This window comes from Geobacillus proteiniphilus (assembly GCF_001908025.1).
Lineage (GTDB): Bacteria > Bacillota > Bacilli > Bacillales > Anoxybacillaceae > Geobacillus > Geobacillus proteiniphilus.
In genome coordinates this window covers 16,879-33,254 of the sequence record NZ_MQMG01000003.1, presented here as the reverse complement: position 1 = coordinate 33,254, position 16,376 = coordinate 16,879, and the positions used below count along the sequence as shown (strand labels likewise).

At 53.3% G+C, this 16,376-nt stretch carries 19 protein-coding genes; 13 read left to right on the top strand and 6 right to left on the bottom strand.

The window, feature by feature from the left end; genetic code table 11:
* Positions 1-15: 15 nt before the first annotated feature.
* Positions 16-1,626, bottom strand: coding sequence for a methyl-accepting chemotaxis protein (locus tag BRO54_RS01980; protein ID WP_074042961.1), 1,611 nt, complete (start codon positions 1,624-1,626; stop codon positions 16-18).
* Between the two features lie 142 nt (positions 1,627-1,768).
* On the opposite strand from BRO54_RS01980, the gene BRO54_RS01975 reads away from it, so the two are divergent.
* From BRO54_RS01975 to BRO54_RS01940, 8 genes are all read left to right on the top strand, one after another.
* Positions 1,769-3,283 (top strand): spore germination protein, encoded by a 1,515-nt coding sequence (locus tag BRO54_RS01975; RefSeq protein ID WP_011230473.1) that lies wholly within the window; start codon positions 1,769-1,771, stop codon positions 3,281-3,283.
* 11 nt (positions 3,284-3,294) lie between these two features.
* Entirely contained in the window at positions 3,295-4,380 is a 1,086-nt protein-coding gene (locus BRO54_RS01970; protein WP_011230474.1) for a Ger(x)C family spore germination protein, read from the top strand.
* A 26-nt stretch (positions 4,381-4,406) separates the two neighbouring features.
* Positions 4,407-5,519 carry a GerAB/ArcD/ProY family transporter gene (locus BRO54_RS01965; RefSeq protein ID WP_068895720.1) on the top strand — a complete coding sequence of 371 codons (1,113 nt, stop codon included), beginning with the start codon at positions 4,407-4,409 and terminating at the stop codon, positions 5,517-5,519.
* 178 nt (positions 5,520-5,697) lie between these two features.
* Positions 5,698-6,363 (top strand): 7-cyano-7-deazaguanine synthase QueC, encoded by a 666-nt coding sequence (gene queC, locus BRO54_RS01960; protein ID WP_193408801.1) that lies wholly within the window; start codon positions 5,698-5,700, stop codon positions 6,361-6,363.
* Positions 6,360-6,797, top strand: a complete 438-nt coding sequence (queD, locus tag BRO54_RS01955) for a 6-carboxytetrahydropterin synthase QueD (protein ID WP_074042960.1) — start codon at positions 6,360-6,362, stop codon at positions 6,795-6,797. Before queC ends, queD begins: the two co-directional genes overlap by 4 nt.
* Positions 6,797-7,531, top strand: a complete 735-nt coding sequence (gene queE, locus BRO54_RS01950; protein WP_074042959.1) for a 7-carboxy-7-deazaguanine synthase QueE — start codon at positions 6,797-6,799, stop codon at positions 7,529-7,531. Before queD ends, queE begins: the two co-directional genes overlap by 1 nt.
* 52 nt (positions 7,532-7,583) lie before the next feature.
* Positions 7,584-8,081, top strand: a complete 498-nt coding sequence (queF, locus tag BRO54_RS01945; RefSeq protein ID WP_011230479.1) for a preQ(1) synthase — start codon at positions 7,584-7,586, stop codon at positions 8,079-8,081.
* Positions 8,082-8,134: 53 nt separating this feature from the next.
* Positions 8,135-8,818, top strand: a complete 684-nt coding sequence (locus BRO54_RS01940) for an NAD-dependent epimerase/dehydratase family protein (protein WP_014195299.1) — start codon at positions 8,135-8,137, stop codon at positions 8,816-8,818.
* A gap of 30 nt (positions 8,819-8,848) precedes the next feature.
* Here the strand turns inward: BRO54_RS01940 and BRO54_RS01935 are convergent, their stop codons facing one another.
* The 3 genes from BRO54_RS01935 to BRO54_RS01925 all read right to left on the bottom strand — a co-directional run bounded on the left by BRO54_RS01935 (position 8,849) and on the right by BRO54_RS01925 (position 10,309).
* Complete coding sequence (locus tag BRO54_RS01935; RefSeq protein ID WP_013145942.1) at positions 8,849-9,028, bottom strand: YkvS family protein; 180 nt, start codon at positions 9,026-9,028, stop codon at positions 8,849-8,851.
* Between the two features lie 301 nt (positions 9,029-9,329).
* The gene (locus BRO54_RS01930) at positions 9,330-9,914 is read right to left on the bottom strand and encodes a cell wall hydrolase (protein WP_014195301.1); all 585 of its coding nucleotides are present in this window, start codon (positions 9,912-9,914) and stop codon (positions 9,330-9,332) included.
* Between the two features lie 200 nt (positions 9,915-10,114).
* On the bottom strand, positions 10,115-10,309 hold the full coding sequence (locus BRO54_RS01925; protein WP_011230483.1) for a hypothetical protein: 195 nt from the start codon (positions 10,307-10,309) through the stop codon (positions 10,115-10,117).
* Between the two features lie 171 nt (positions 10,310-10,480).
* Between BRO54_RS01925 and BRO54_RS01920 the strand changes: the two genes are divergently transcribed.
* The 5 genes from BRO54_RS01920 (at position 10,481) to BRO54_RS01900 (ending at position 15,301) form a co-directional block, all read left to right on the top strand.
* Positions 10,481-11,155, top strand: coding sequence for a hypothetical protein (locus BRO54_RS01920; protein ID WP_014195302.1), 675 nt, complete (start codon positions 10,481-10,483; stop codon positions 11,153-11,155).
* A 269-nt stretch (positions 11,156-11,424) separates the two neighbouring features.
* Positions 11,425-12,174: an SDR family NAD(P)-dependent oxidoreductase gene (locus BRO54_RS01915; RefSeq protein ID WP_023634225.1), complete on the top strand. Its 750-nt coding sequence runs from the start codon at positions 11,425-11,427 to the stop codon at positions 12,172-12,174.
* A gap of 65 nt (positions 12,175-12,239) precedes the next feature.
* A complete protein-coding gene (locus BRO54_RS01910) occupies positions 12,240-12,485 on the top strand; it encodes a YueH family protein (RefSeq protein ID WP_011230486.1) in 246 nt (81 codons plus the stop codon).
* Between the two features lie 55 nt (positions 12,486-12,540).
* Complete coding sequence (locus BRO54_RS01905; RefSeq protein WP_011230487.1) at positions 12,541-13,833, top strand: ATP-binding protein; 1,293 nt, start codon at positions 12,541-12,543, stop codon at positions 13,831-13,833.
* Between the two features lie 319 nt (positions 13,834-14,152).
* Positions 14,153-15,301: a cation:proton antiporter gene (locus BRO54_RS01900; RefSeq protein WP_014195304.1), complete on the top strand. Its 1,149-nt coding sequence runs from the start codon at positions 14,153-14,155 to the stop codon at positions 15,299-15,301.
* A 90-nt stretch (positions 15,302-15,391) separates the two neighbouring features.
* Here the strand turns inward: BRO54_RS01900 and BRO54_RS20770 are convergent, their stop codons facing one another.
* A complete protein-coding gene (locus tag BRO54_RS20770; RefSeq protein ID WP_011230489.1) occupies positions 15,392-15,520 on the bottom strand; it encodes a hypothetical protein in 129 nt (42 codons plus the stop codon).
* Positions 15,490-16,311, bottom strand: coding sequence for an alpha/beta fold hydrolase (locus BRO54_RS01895; protein ID WP_011230490.1), 822 nt, complete (start codon positions 16,309-16,311; stop codon positions 15,490-15,492). The genes BRO54_RS20770 and BRO54_RS01895 overlap by 31 nt, the downstream gene beginning before the upstream one ends.
* Between the last annotated feature and the right edge of the window lie 65 nt (positions 16,312-16,376).

The window sequence follows — 16,376 nt, the reverse complement described above, 5'->3', positions numbered from 1 at the left end:
AAGGGTTTCGTTTCGTTATGAGTGGAAGCGGGCGATCATTTTTTCTAAATCGCGCGCTGCCGCAGCCAACGTGTCTGCTTCCCGCGCTAGTTGGTGAAGGGCGAGCGTTTGTTGCTCAAGCCCAGTCGCTGTTTCTTGCACCATGTTTGAAAAATCGGCGGCGACGGTGCGTACGTCTCCCATCAGTCCGCCGAGCTGCTCGCCGTCGGCGGTGATGGCGTTAACATACGCTTCGTTTTGCTGAAGCAAGTCGTTCAGTTGGGCGAACATGCCTTGAAACGATGTGAACGTCTCCCCTGTTTTCCAAAGAGAGTCTTTCGTTTTTTCGACGTGGCGGCCGCTTCCTTGCATCGCATGCACGGCTTCTTTGAGCGCGTTCGTCATGGCGTCGAGCGAAGCGAAAATTTCAGCGGCGAAGGCGTTTGTATCTTCAGCGAGCTTCCGGACTTCTTGGGCGACGATCGAAAAGCCGCGGCCCGCTTCACCGGCCCGCGCCGCTTCAATCGAAGCGTTCAAGGCGAGCAAGTTCGTTTGCTTGGCGATCGTGCGAATGGCGGCGATCATCTCATGAACGCGCGCTGCTTCATTGGCTGCTTTGTCGATGAGGGCGGTCGTTTCGCCGATGCCGCGTTGCATCGCGTCCATGTTTGTTTTCGTTTCCTCAATGAGGCGGATGCCTTCGGCCGCTGACGACCAGGCGTCGCCCGCCTGCCGTACGACGCGTTCAACGGCGGCCCGCATGAACTGCACGCGTTCCACCATCTGCTGGATGACGTCATCCGCTTGCTCTACGGCGGCCGTTTGTTGTTTCGCTCCTTCGCGGAACGTTTCGACAGCGGCGGCAATTTCGTCAAACGATTCAGAAAGGCGGCGCATTTCCATCTGCTGTTCATGGCTGACATCATGCACTGTTTTGGCCGCTTTGCCGAGCTCGGCGATGATCGTGCGGATGCCGAGAATCATTTTGTTGATTTCGTAAGCGATTTGATGAAATTCATCCCGTTTTTTCGTCGTTTTCACTTCCGCCTGCAGTTGGCCGGAGGAGACGGTGCGGGCGACGCTGTACCAATGGCGAAGCTGGGCGGCAATGGCCCGATGCCAGGCGGCGCCAAGCCCAAGCCCAACCGCAGCGGCGAACAGCGCGGCAAAAACGGGCGGCGCCCCGGCAGCGGAAGCGGCCAGTCCGACGGCTGCGGGCGCGATGGCGATGCTTGCTAACACCCATTGCAAATACGGACGATGCATGAGCCGCCCCATCCGCAAATTGATCCGCCTTCCGCCCGGCTCCGTCCAAAGCGGGCAGCTGGCGTCAATCAACACTTCGCCTGTATCACGTTCGTACACTTGCAACAGCGGCTCGTTCGTGCGGGCAGCGGCGAGCCCGACCGGGTCGGCAAACACCCGCCCTTCACGGAGGCGGTTCGTATGGACGAGTCCGTATCCGTTTTCATCGACAAGAACAAAATATTCATCATGGCCAAGCCGTTCATCCAACAAGGCGCGGATGCGGTCGAGCTGCTCCTCAAGCGGGCGCGTTCGGTCGATTGACCGCCGCAGCGCTTCCGCAGTCTCCGTCGCTTTTTTCAACGCCCGTTTCGCCCGGCGCCGTTTCGTCAATTCGCTCATAGACGATTCTCCTTTTTTCGTTTTTGTCTATCCTCAATAATATATAGAATATTTTGTCGAATCAATAGGGAAGAAGGGGGATGCATAAAAATGTTGGATGATTGGAAGACTATGCCGTAAACGGAAAGGCGAGGGGATCATCGTGGGTTGGTTCTCGTTTTGGAAGAAAAAGAAAAAGCGCCCCGCACAGAGGAATCTTTCGCAACTTTGGGAAAAGCTTCGGCAATCGAGCGATTTTGTCGAAGTGTCGTTTGTTGTCGGAGGCAAGGAGCTGTCGATTTACTATTTCGATTCGCTCGTTGATCCGCAAGTGCTGCAAGAGCGGATTTTTTGCCATTTGCAAAACGACATTCCCCAGCATCCGAACGTCCGATTGGAAGACTTGCAGCAAATCGTGCCGATTCAGCGCATTGAGGTGAGTGAAGACACGGCACTGATTGAAGAGAAGGTGCTGAAAGGGTTTGTCGCGGTCACCTTCCGCGAGCAACCGAACAAAGCGGCGCTCATGGGCGCCGCGGCTGAAAATTTGGGGCTTCGGGAAAACAATGATTCGGAAAACGAATTCAGCGTCGTTGGGCCCAAAGTCGGATTTGTGGAAAATGTCGGCGTCAACTTGCATCTCATCCGCCGGCAAGTGGTGACGCCAAATCTTGTGTTTCGGGAAATGTCGATCGGTTCGATGTCGAAAACGAAAGTGGTCATCGCCTACATCGACGGTGTCGCTAATCCGGAAGTCATTCAAACGGTGACGCAGCGGCTTGAGTCCATTCATTTTGACCTCGTGTTTGACAACGCTATTTTGGATCAGCTGCTCGCGGACAATTCGCGGACACCGTTTCCTCTTTTTATCTCGACCGAGCGGATCGACCGGGCCATTTATGCGCTTGTGTCGGGGCAGGTGGCCATTTTTTGCGACGGCTCCCCGTATGCCGTGATTGGCCCCGCCGCTCTCTTCGATTTTTTTACGTCGCCGGAAGACTATTATTTGCCATGGGTGCTCGGTACGTTTTTCCGGCTCATCCGGTTTTTCGGCGTTGCGTTTTCGGTGTTGGCGTCGCCGATTTATGTGGCGGTGCTGACGTATCATTATGAAATGATTCCCGAAGACTTGCTTGGACCGATCATTTATTCACGCTCGAACGTGCCATTTCCGCCGATGCTCGAGGTGCTGTTTTTGGAAATTACGATTGAGCTGTTGCGCGAGGCCGGGGCGCGGCTGCCGACGAAAGTCGCGCAAACGCTCGGAATTGTCGGTGGGATTGTCATCGGGCAAGCAACCGTTGATGCCGGGCTGACGAGTACGATTTTGTTGATTGTCGTCGCGTTGGCGGCGCTCGCTTCGTTTACAACGCCGATTTTCAAAATGTCCAACACGATCCGGTTTATCCGGTTCCCGTTTATTTTGTTTGCCGCTTTCTGGGGCGGGATCGGCATCATCTTTGCTGTCTGTGGACTGCTCATTCATTTAGGGCGGCTGCAGTCGTTTGGTTATCCGTATTTGCTGCCGTTTTATCCATTTCGTGTTCGCAGCTTCCGCGATACATTCATTCGTTCGCCATACAGTGAAACGGCGGAGCGGCCGATGTTTCTTCGTCCGCGGTCGCGGTTTCGTTACGATCCGAATGCGGCGAAGCAAAAACGCGATATTGATGAGTAAGGGGGATCATGATGAGGCGTGGGCTCGCATGGGTCGGTGCGTTGCTGTTGCTTGGCGGCTGCGTCAGTTCGCGGCCGATTGACGAAATTCAAATTATTCAACAGATGGGGTATGATTTCGAGAACGGCCGCTACACGGGCACTGCGGTGTACCCGACGTTCAAGCAAGGGCCGATGACAAAGCCGAATATGCTGACGACGACGTCGCCGACGATCTACGACTTGATTCCGCGCCTGTCATCGAAATCAGCGCTGCCGATTGAGGAAGGGCAGCTGCGCCTTATTTTGTTCGGCAAGGAGTTTGCTCGGCGGGGGGTGACGCAAATTACGCACAGCCTCGCGCGCAACAACAAAGTCGGCAGCCATTTGCTGCTTGGCGTGGCGGAAGAAAGCGCTAAGGAGCTGCTGAAAATCACGGCGAAAACGACGCTGAGCGATACGTTGTATTTGCCGAATCTTGTGGAGCAGAACGAGCAGTCGATGAACTTGCCGAAAACGAATTTGCACTTGTTTTTGTATCGCTATTTTTCCCCGGGGAGCGACCCTTTTTTGCCGTATTTTGAGAAAAAAGGAGATTTCGTCAAGCTTGAAGGGGTCGCGTTGTTTCGCGATGACCAATATGTCGGGCATGTAAGTTTGCGTGATTCGTTTTTAATGAAAATTTTGCTCGGGGAAACGAAAAACGGCGTCTACCAGCTGAAGGTTGGGAATCGCGGAAAACAGGGGGAGGATCGGGTGATGCTGCAAAACTTATGGGCGAAGCCGAAATATGAATGGAAGCGTGATGGAAGACGCCATGTGCTTGACGTGTTCGTCCATATCCATGCGTCGGTGAGGGATTACCCGTCATGGCTCGATCAGCCGGGAGGTGATTTGTTTGCTGATGTGAAGAAAAAGATGCAAAACGAATTGGAGCATAATATGCGCCGGTTATTCCACTATTTTCAGAAAAAACGGATTGACCCGCTCGGCATTGGCGATTTTGTTCGCAGCGTGACAAGACATTGGGATTCCGACGCGTTTTACCGCGAATACCCGGATCTAGACATCCGCCCGCACGTCACGGTGGATATCGTCCATACAGGCATTGGCGAATAAGACGGGGAACATGAGGAGGGATTAGGATGAAGCAGGCCATTCAGGAACGGTTTCTCATCTCCCCGTTTCTTGTGTTTTTTGTCATTCACGCTACGCAAGTTGGGGTCGGGGCACTCAATTTTCAGCGTCCTCTGATGAAAGAGGCGGGGCAGGATGCCTGGATGGCAGTCTTAATGGCCGGGCTGGCGGCGCACGTGTTGATTTGGCTGATGTATCGGCTGCTGTCGCATTCTCCATCAGGCGGAGACCTCGTGTCGCTTCATGAACAGTACTTCGGGCGGTGGATCGGCGGGGTGCTGAGCCTTGGACTTCTTTTTTACTACGCGTTGGCGGCGTTTATGGTGCTTCAATCATACATTGAAATCATTAAAGTATGGGTGTTCCCGTTGATTGGGGTGTGGCAGTTCAGCCTCGTGTTTTTGCTGCTGACGTATTATGCCGTCTCCGGCGGGTTTCGCGTCGTTGTCGGCTTATGCGTTTGGGGGGTGGTGATTCCGCTGTTGACGATTTTTCCGATGGTTTTCTTTCCGCTTGAGTATGCTCAATACCGGAACTTATTGCCGGTGTTCGACCATTCGTTTGGGCAATTGGCAAAAGCATCGAAAGAGATGGTGCTGCAATATTTAGGGTTTGAAATGCTGCTTATGTATTACCCGTTTTTAAAAAATGCTCCGTCCTCGCAAAAGTGGGCGCATGCGGCCAACGCGTTTACGATGTTCATTTATTTTGTTTTGATCCTCATTTCCGTCGTGTTTTATAACAAAGAGCAAATCCAGCATATTACATGGCCGACGCTGACGCTGGCCAAAATTCCAGAAGTGCCGTTTATCGAGCGGATGGAATACATCGTCATCTCGATTTATGTGCTTGTCGTGGTTCCGATCATCACGCTCTCGGTTTGGGCGGCGACGCGGGTTGTGAAACAGCTGTTTGCCGTTCAGCAACGCCGTTCGCTTCCAGTGTTGCTCGCTTGCTTGTTTGTCGGGACGCTGTTTTTCCAAGAGAAGACAGACATTGAGCAGTTGACGCAATGGACAGCGAAGGCAGGGTTTTATCTTGTCGCGGTGTATGTTCCGCTCCTGTATGTGTACGTATGGATGGCGGAAAAAGTGAAAAAGGCGCTACAACAAAAGCCATAAGTATGGTATAGTAAATAAAGAAAACAGAAGAATCACAATTCCGTACGCTTGTACGGGAGAGGTTTCTAGCAAAACCCTCTATAAAAAACTAGGGACGGCTGTATCCTAGGGGTATGGCCTTTTTTGTTTTGGAAACCTCTTCTTCTGCTGATTCAGAAGGAGGTTGATCATGATGAAGATGAATGAAGAAAAGGCGGTCGTCGTCTTTAGCGGCGGCCAAGACAGCACGACGTGTTTGTTTTGGGCGAAAAAACAGTTTGGTGAAGTGGAAGCGGTGACGTTTGACTACGGCCAGCGCCATCGCCGGGAAATTGACGTCGCTCAAGCGATCGCTGACGAGCTTGGCGTCCGCCATACAGTGCTTGATTTGTCGCTTCTCGGGCAGTTGGCGCCGAACGCCTTGACGCGGCGCGACGTTGCCATTGAACAAAAGAAAGGCGAGCTGCCGACGACGTTTGTGGACGGACGCAATTTATTGTTTTTATCATTCGCTGCCGTGTTCGCCAAACAGCGGGGCGCGCGCCATATTGTGACTGGAGTGTGCGAAACAGATTTCAGCGGCTATCCGGACTGCCGCGATGTGTTTATCAAATCATTGAACGTCACGCTGAATTTAGCGATGGATTACGAATTTGTCATTCATACGCCGCTCATGTGGCTGACGAAAGCGGAGACGTGGAAGCTCGCTGATGAGCTCGGGGCGCTCGAGTTCATTCGCACGAAGACGCTGACGTGCTATAACGGCATCATCGCCGACGGCTGCGGCGAATGCCCGGCGTGCGTGTTGCGAAAGCGCGGACTTGACGAGTATTTGCGGGAGAAGGCGGGGGACAAGGTGCGATGATGCATCAGTTGTATCCGCAAGTTATGCATAACTATCGCTATGAGTTGAACAAAGATATGCACATCGCCGCCGCCCATTTCATCCCGCACGAAGCGGCCGGGAGTTGCGCAAACGTGCACGGCCACACGTACATCGTCAATGTGACGGTCGCCGGCGATGAGCTCGATGAGAGCGGTTTTTTAGTCAATTTTCAAACGTTAAAACAGCTCGTTCATCGCAAGCTGGACCATACGCTGCTCAACGACCATAGCGATTGGTTTGACGGTCATGACCCGAATCGGTTTCCGACGTCGGAAGTGGTGGCGCGCACGATTTATGAAACGATTCAGCGCTATTTGGATACGCTGCCGCACAAGCCGAAATGTTTGCAAGTGTTTGTCCGCGAAACGCCGACAAGTTATGTCGTCTACCGTCCGAAAGCGGGGGAGCGGTAATGGCGCGCACGATTCCGGTGTTGGAGATTTTTGGTCCGACCATCCAAGGAGAGGGAATGGTGATCGGCCAAAAGACGATGTTCGTCCGCACAGCCGGCTGCGACTACCGCTGCCGCTGGTGCGATTCGGCGTTTACGTGGGACGGATCAGCAAAAGACGAGATCGAGCAGCTGACGGCAGACGAAATTTGGCGGCGGCTTGAAGCCATTGGCGGCCGCCGCTTCCGCCACGTGACGATTTCAGGCGGCAACCCGCTTCTGATTGCGGCTCTTGGGGAGCTCATCGCGCTTCTTCATGAAAAAGGGATGCGGGTCGCGGTTGAAACGCAAGGGAGCCGTTGGCAGGATTGGCTGCTTGACATTGACGACGTCACTCTTTCCCCGAAGCCGCCAAGCTCGGGGATGGACACCGACTGGGCGGCGCTCGATCAAATCATTGAACGGTTGCAGGCTGACCAAAGCCGAGTGCGGCGCATCAGCTTGAAAGTCGTCGTCTTTGATGACGCCGATTTGGCGTATGCGAAAGAGGTGCACTGCCGCTACCCAAGTGTTCCGTTTTATTTGCAGGCAGGAAACGCCGATGTGGCCGATTCGGATGTGGATGCACTCCGTGCGAAGCTTTTCAGTCGGTTGGAATGGCTGGTGGAACAAGCCGCCGATTCGGAGGAGCTGGCAGACGTCCACATCCTGCCGCAGCTGCACACGTTTCTTTGGGGAAACAAGCGCGGCGTGTAAAGCGGGGTGCGGCGATTCGCCCGGCAATGAATAATGAGGGAGGAATGAACGAATGGCAGGAAGAAAAGAGGAAGAATTGAAAGACTTGACGCTGCTTGGCAATCAAGGGACAACGTATTCGTTTACGTACAATCCCAATCTGCTTGAAGTGTTTGACAACAAACATCCTGACCGGGATTATTTCGTGAAGTTCAATTGTCCGGAGTTTACGACGTTGTGTCCAAAAACCGGACAACCGGACTTCGCAACGATTTACATCAGCTACATCCCGGACAAAAAATGCGTCGAAAGCAAATCGTTGAAGCTGTATTTGTTCAGCTTCCGCAATCATGGCGACTTTCACGAAGACTGCGTCAACATCATTATGAACGATTTGATTAAAGTCATGGAACCGCGCTATATCGAAGTGTGGGGCAAATTCACCCCGCGCGGCGGCATTTCCATCGATCCGTACTGCAACTGGGGGCGCCCGGGGACGAAATACGAAAAAATGGCGGAATACCGGCTGCTCAATCATGACTTGTATCCAGAAAAAGTCGACAACCGCTAGAGATAAAAAAAGAGGTAGTTTTTTCGCTCCAACTCCTATATAATGAACAATGAATGTTTGCCTTGGAGGTTTTGGCGTTGGAGCGAAGAACAGCTCTTTTGCTTGGAGCGAGCGGTTTGGTCGGCGGAGAGTTGCTGAAGCTGTTGCTGCAGTCGGATTTGTACCGCTGTGTGACGATTTTCGTCCGCACTCCGCTGCCGGTGGAACATGAAAAGCTGCAGCAAGTCGTCGTCGATTTTGCGCGGCTTGAATCGTACGAACGATATTTTTATGTGGACGATGTGTTTTGCTGCCTTGGGACGACGCGCAAAAAGGCGAAAACAAAGCAGCAGTTCATTCAAGTCGATTATGAATATACGCTGCGCGCGGCGGCGCTGGCGGAAAAGTGCCGTGCGAAAAGCTTTTTGACCGTCTCTTCGGTCGGCGCCAACCCGTGCTCGCCGTTTTTTTACCAGCGAGTCAAAGGAGAGACGGAAGAGGCGTTGCAGCGGCTTTCCATTCCGTCGCTCCATATTTTTCGCCCGTCGCTGCTTGTCGGCAAGCGCCGGGAGTTCCGCCTTGGCGAAGCGTTAGGCGGGTGGTTGTTATGCCGTCTTCCGTTTTTGTTCGTCGGCAAATGGAAAAAGTATAAGCCGGTTGACGCCCATCAGCTTGCTTTGGCGATGTTTTACCGGGCGGCGTCAGCAACGAGCGGCGTCCATATCTATGAATGTGATGAACTCGCCCGCATTTCGTAAACAAAAAAGAGGCTCTTGGCAGCCTCTTTTTTATTCGATGATCTTATAGTTTTTATGATTGACGACTGTCCGTTCTTGCAAATCGAGTTCACGGTAGTTTTCCATATACGTTAAATCCACGATGACGGAGTTTTCATTCACCTTCTCCACAATGCCGCGCAGCCCATTTTTAAATTCGATAATATCTCCGACTTTCGCTTTTTTGATCATCATCATTCTCCTTTAATCAAAATGATGGACGGACCGCTCAAGCGAACGGCCGCGGGAATCGAGGCTTGCCTGATTCCGTCGCCGCTCCCCGGTCGGCGGGGATTAGGCGCTTTTTTACTAGTGTGCCTTATTTTTATGCGCAAGTAAAGAGATTTATTTCCTAAATATTTAAAAAAGGTGCCCTGAAAAAGAGTTTGGGCACCTTCCTTATGGGTGCATATATGCATCCAATATGCTCAAAAGACCATATATGGCGCCTCGCTTAGGAGAAAACGGTCTTTTAAGGCAGCCTATCCTTCTTTTACTTGGCGAAGACGTGGTTGCCGATGACGACGGTCACTGGACGCGAGCGCAGCCATTTGCTTTTCGCCGTTTTCGGATTATAGAAATAGAGCGAGCCGTTTCCTAAACCGCGAAAAGCAAGTGCTTCTTCAACGGCGCGGTATGATTCACGGTCGGCCGGTTCGTTGATCGATCCGTTTGCGACCGGCGTGAATGCATAATGGCCGCCAGAGCGCTCATAAATGACAGCGCGGATCGTATCCGGAAAATCCGGATGGTCGACGCGGTTGAGCACGACCGTTGCCACGGCCACTTTCCCGGCGTACGGTTCCCCTTTCGCCTCGGCATGGACGAGGCGAGCGAGCAAATCTTTCTCCGCCGCCGTGATGCCGGCATCAGGGATGACGAGTTTTTCACCAGGATATAGCCAATCGCCTTTGCGGTTTGTCTGCTGCAGTTGTTTCAGCGGCACACCGTATTGTTTCGCGATTTTCCAAAGCGTATCGCCGCGCTTGACGGTGTGGATCATCGCCGCATCGGCATGGCCGGCAAAGAAAAATATGCCGCACAACATAGCCGTCACCCATGCTTTTGCTTGTTTCATCCACATCCCTCCTTTTGTCTTGCAAACTCGCTACTAGAGTAACAAGGATCACGCGATGAGTCATTATCGAAATGATGGAAAAAACGCGCGAGGCATTGAAATGACTAGTTTCATAGAGAGGGATGGAAAATTCTCCGCGAGCAAAAACACCCGGCTTCCAGGACGGAAAGCCGGGTGTGAAGCCATGGGAACAGGAGCTTTTAGCTGCGTGGAGCATCCATATAGTGGTAAATAACGTGGCCGCCGCGCTGGGCGATGCCGCGAAATCGTTTGAAGTCGGGCTGTTTGACGAGCACGGCACGAAAAACAGGGAAGTCCTCTTTTTTCACCAACAGTTCGGAGATGATTCCGTTGCGCAATTCATCGATTTGCTTGGCCGCCAGTGCTTCATCCATCGCATGTCCCCCCAAGCGTTGATTCGGCATCGTCACCGTTATTTATCGTATCACAGACGACTGTTGGGTTAAATACCTATATTTTGGCCGGGCAAACACCCTTTGCTTGTTCTGACATACAATATGGGTGGGTACGCGCCCCGAGAATATAAGCAAGAAAGGGAGAGAACAATGAATCATTGGGATCCGTATATGAATGGTCCGTTTTCAACCTCTTCCGGCCATGACAATGAAGCCGGGTGGATGGAGAATAACGTGCCGCCGATGGCTCCGCTATCGGCAACGACACCAAATGAAGCGACGCCGACTCAAGTGATGCCGATGGCGTATTATCCGCCGGCAGCGCCTTATGGCTATTGGTGTCCACCGGTTGCGCCGCCAGCGCCGCTTGTCAGTCCGGTCCATCTTGACAGTCCAGACAGTCCGGACAGCTCCGATATGATGCTGCCGGCGCCGCCGCTCGGTTTAGGAGCCGGGCCGAATATGGCCCATGCTTCCGTTTGGCCGATGGGTGGGAAAGAAAACACGCCGCCGATGACGCCTGATGACGCCGCTATTCCGTATGGCATGACGGCCCCGTATGCAGAAAACGTTCCCCCGGCTGGCAGCACGGCTCCCGTGGCCGTTCCTGGCACGCTGTCTGGAATGGCTGCTGGTGCGACACCAGGTTTCGTTCCTGGCGCACATCCGTATGCGCCGCTGTACTATCCACCGATGGCGCCGCAGCTGTATGCCCCGGTGATGCCGTATGGCTATGGCTATCCCGCTGCGCCGCTGCCTCCATATTATGGCGGAGGAACCCCGTATGCGCCTGGCTTTCCAATCTCGTATGGCCCCTATCGGTAAGATGCCAAAAAAGACCGCCGAATGGCGGTCTTTTTTACATCTGGAGCCGAGAAAATCCTCACTTCCATGCGTGAGCGCAAGTGGGGGATGAATCGGTATCTTTCCTCATCCACCTTTCTCTTGCATCAAGAGAACGAAAGGTATAAAATGGTCATGAATAGAACAAACGTTCCTTATCGTAGGAGGGAAGGCCATGCATAAAGCCTACCTCTTTCGGTTGGATCCCATCCGAAAGCAAACGGAGCAAAGGAAGGGAGAAGAGATTGCACATGAGCATGGAACAGAAAACAGCCATTGTCACCGGTGGAGCGAATGGGATCGGCAAGGCGATCGCTAGAGCATTCGCAAAACAGGGAGCGAACGTCGTGATCATCGACCGCGATATTCAAAACGGTGAAGCGTTCGCCGCGCAATTGCAATCGGACGGGTTCGAGGCGATCTTTGTGGCGGCGGATGTGCGGAAGGTGGACGATATTGAACGGTTTGTACAAGAAGCTGCCGGCCGCTTCGGCCGCATTGACTATTTGATCAACAATGCTGGCGTCTCACGCTGGAAGTCGCCGTATGAGCTGACGGTTGAGGAGTGGGATGACGTGCTGTCAACGAATTTGCGCAGCGCTTTTTTTGCTTCTCGAGAAGCAGCTAAATATATGCGCCGCAATGCAAAAGGCGGAGCAATCGTCAACATTGCCTCGACAAGGGCGCTCATGTCCGAGCCGAATTCCGAGGCGTACGCTGCATCGAAAGGCGGCCTTGTCGCTTTGACCCATGCGCTGGCGGTGTCGTTTGCGGATGATCGCATTCGCGTCAATTGCATCAGCCCCGGTTGGATTGAAACGGGCGATTATGGGCAACTGCGAGACATTGACCACCGGCAGCACCCGGCCGGCCGCGTCGGCAAACCGGATGATATCGCCCGCGCTTGTCTGTATTTATGCGATGAGGAAAACGATTTTATCACTGGGGTAAATTTGGTGATCGACGGGGGAATGACCAGGAAAATGATTTATATTGAGTAGGGAGCGGGCGTTTGTTAAAATAAACAAAATGGAGACGGTTTCAAAGGAAAAGGTGGGACGGAAAAATGAAAATCCGCAAAACGCCGGTGATGGACGGACAAGCTCCGGCTAATGTCTACATTTACGAAAATCGAAAAGAAGAATATATCGTGATTGCCATTCCGGCGCTTGAGTGGTCATTTTCGTTCGCCTATGAGGAAGAGGCGGAGGCGGTGGCCGAGCGGCTTGAGGCATCGCTAAAAAAGCGGCTTGACCATGAGCGCGCCGCCCTCTTGGCCGTGCGGTTGCTCGGCTGGGCGCGGGAAATGTAGCCTAGAGGGCGACCGTGGCTGCCGCGACTTTGCATGTTAGGGGTTCGATGACAACGTGGTCAACAAAACAAAAGTAATCGCAGTATATATCATAGGCAGCATTTTATGGATTGTCGCCACCGACACCCTGCTCAATATGCTGTCGATCAGCCGCGATGTATATATGGCGCTTGGCGCCGCCAAAGGGGCCGTGTTTATTTTGCTCTCGGCCATTTTTTTGTACCAGCTGTTAAAAAAGCGCGAGCAGCTGGAAAAGACCGAGGAAAATGAACAGCAGCTGCTTACGCTCATCAATTCGATGCCAGATTTCGTTTGCTTTAAAGACAGCGAGGGGCGATGGCTGCGCGTCAACGATTTTGGCCGGCGGCTGTACCGCCTCGAACAGATCGATTATATCGGGAAGACGGACCGCGAGCTTGGCGAGCTTGTGCCGTTTTTTAAAGAAGCGTTTGCGCAGTGCATTGCATCAGACCGCGAGGCGTGGGAGAGCGGAAAGGTGACGCGCCGCGAGGAGTCGTTTGCGACGCCGGATGGGGAAGTGAAGACGTTTGACGTCATTAAAGTGCCGCTCTTTGACGAAAACGGAGCGCGCAAAGGGTTGTTGACGATCGGCCGCGACATTACCCAGCAAAAGCTTGCCGAGGAGCTGCTCTTGAAAAAAGAAAAGCTGTCCGTCCTTGGCGAGCTGGCCGCCGGCATTGCCCATGAAATCCGCAATCCGCTCACCTCCATGAAAGGATTTATTCAGATGATGCAAGAAACGCGCGAAGTGAATGATCATTATATGCGCATTATGTTAAGTGAACTCGGCCGCATCAACCAAATTGTCAGCGAGCTGCTGGTGCTCGCCAAGCCGCAAAGCCACGATTATCGGCCGTTTTTGCTAGACGAGGCCATTTCGTATGTCATCAGCTTGATTGGCCATGAGGCGACGTTGAACAACGTTTCCATTTCCGTCCATAACACCGCTCCGAAAGCTTGTGTGTACGGCGATCAAAACCAAATTGTTCAAGTGTTGTTGAACGTTATGAAAAATGCCGTCGAAGCGATGCCTGATGGAGGAATTTTATACGTCCACGTTGCGGAAGGGGACGGGAAGATCTATGTCGATGTTGCCGACACCGGCGTCGGCATTTCGAAAGAGCGGCTGCAGAAAATCGGTGAACCGTTTTTCACTTTGAAAGAAAAAGGAATGGGGCTCGGGCTGACGACAAGCATGAAAATCGTTCAAGAACATAAAGGAACGATGCGGATCGAAAGCGAGGTTGGGAAGGGAACGACTGTTCATTTGACGTTTCCGTCCGGCGGCGTCAAAGCCGCAAACGGCCGGCAAAATGCGCTGTCATAACAACAGGCGTCCACGCAGAGCGAGGATGTCTGTTTTTTTTTGGCTAACGTCTCAATCGATGGCTGATAGACAGTCGAGTTGCACGGCGGGCAGAGGCCGATGCTTTGCCGATCACCATAGGCAATGTCGGCACATAGCGGTTTGGAACATGAAACGCTTCTTTGTTTGCCGGCTTGGCCCGGCGCGGCGTCGATAGCGGTAAGACAACTAAGGGAGATGTTTCGTTTTGGCCTGAATTCGGGAAATGATAAAAGTGAAACCTTCCACGCATGATAAACGTAATTCGAAAAAGAGACTTAAAGCGAAGGAGTGTGAAGGGATGTTGATTGCCCAACTGGCGGTCATTTTGTTCGCCGCCAAACTTGCCGGTGATGCGGCCGTGCGCCTTGGCCAGCCCGCCGTGCTCGGCAAGCTGCTCATCGGCATTGTGCTTGGCCCGAGCGTGTTCGGTGTGATCGAGGATACGGATCTTTTGCAGGAGTTAAGTCAAATCGGCGTCATTTTGCTTATGTTTATCGCCGGCCTTGAGACGGATATGGACCAGTTTCGGCGCACTGGAAAAGCTGCTGTGGCGGTCGGAGTGCTTGGCATTCTCGTTCCGCTGCTCGCCGGGTATGCGGCCGGCGCAGCGTTCGGCATGGAAACCGGCACGGCTCTTTTCCTCGGACTTTTGCTGTCCGCAACGAGCGTCAGCATTTCCGTGCAGGCGCTCAAAGAGATGGGACAGCTGCAATCGAAGGAAGGATCAGCGATTCTTGGCGCGGCGGTCATCGACGACGTGCTGGTCGTCATTGCCTTGGCGTTTTTATTAAGCCTAACTGGCGGCGACGTCGAGCTTGGTGCGGTCGTGCTGAAAAAAGCTGTTTTTTTTGCCGTCGCCATTTTGCTCGCTTGGAAAGCCATCCCGCTCGTATTAAAGTGGTTTGCCCCGTTGCGTGTGACAGAGGCGGTTGTCTCGGCCGGGCTGGTCATCTGTTTTGCATTTGCCTATTTTGCTGAGGCGATGGGGGTGGCGGCGATCATCGGCGCCTATATGGCCGGGCTTGGCGCGAGTTTTACGGACTATCGGGAAGAAGTATTTGAGAAAGTGGAAACGATCGCCTATTCTTTGTTTGTCCCTGTCTTTTTTACCTCCATCGGGGTTGCGGCCGACTTTTCCGGCATCGTCGAGCATTGGCCGCTGATTGTCGGTTGGAGTGCGCTCGCGATTTTGACAAAGCTTGTCGGCGCCGCGCTGGGGGCAAAATGGGCCGGATTTTCGTGGGGAAGCTCGCTGGCGGTCGGCGCTGGCATGGTGTCGCGCGGTGAGGTGGCGCTCATCATCGCCGGCATCGGCTTGGAAGCCGGCCTGCTTGATGGGAACATGTTTGCGGTCATGATCATCGTCGTATTGGTAACGACTGTTGTGACGCCGCCGTTATTGAAGATGATTTTCAGCCGTCTTCATCCGGTGCGCCGGACGGCCTAGTCGCCGTCGAAGTGGGCAGCCGGGCCGATGGCCGGCGCTATAGCGGCAAAACAGCGGGGCTGTCCCCAAAAAAGGGCAGCCTCGCTGTCGCTACGAGCGGTTCTTTTTCGCTTGCTTGGCCGTATCCACGCTGTCTTTGGCCATTTCTGCCTCCGTCTTGGAGACGGTCGGGTTGGCTACTTCTTGGCTCACCTTGTTTTGTCTTCCTTTGTTCGACATGCGATCCCCTCCTTTCGGCCAGTTTCGCTCCGCTTGCCGTATGCCCGCAAAATGCTGTTTAGTTCGCTGCTATGTTTCGTCGGAATTTGATGGCGGGCCTGGTCAATAAACACAATATCTGCATGCGGCACATAACGTTGGAACATAGCGATATACGGATGGATGTAACGATCGCGTGCTCCATAAATAAGGAGCACGGGCAAGCGGAGGGAAGACAGTTGTTTTGTGCATCCATAAACAAGCCCAGCCTGGTACATGGCGTTTAAATCCCGTTTATGGGTCAGCCGGGCGTACCGCCGCAACAGCTGCCATTCGCGCCAGTTCGTTTTGTGCCCCCAAGCAAGAGCCGCCGCAAGCAGCGGGATGGCCCCAAGTTTTGCGGCGGAGATGCCGAGCAAAAACTCGCTGAACAAAAGCGGGGTGCACACTTCCGGAAACCCGCCGATCAAAACGAGCTGTTCGACATGCTCGGGATAGCGGAGCGCGAAATCAAGCGCAATGGATCCGCCGTTTGAGTAGCCGCAAATGATGGCGCGCCGAACGCCGAGGGCGCGGAGCAATACGGAAATGTCGTCGGCAAGCAGCGGTACGGTGATCGGTGCATCTGACGAACTGCTTCGCCCGTTTCCACGCATATCATACAAAATAAGGCGAAAATGGCGGGCGAGCGGTTCTTGGCGGCAAAAAACGGCATGCCCCATTCCTGGGGGATGGATGAACAAAAGCGGTGTTCCTTCTCCTTTTTCCTCATAGTAAAGGCGGACTCGTTGGTTGATCGATACGTATGGCATATTCTTTCCTCCCTCCCATTAGTATGTCGAGAAGAGCGGCGTCCCATCCAAAAAACGTCATTGAG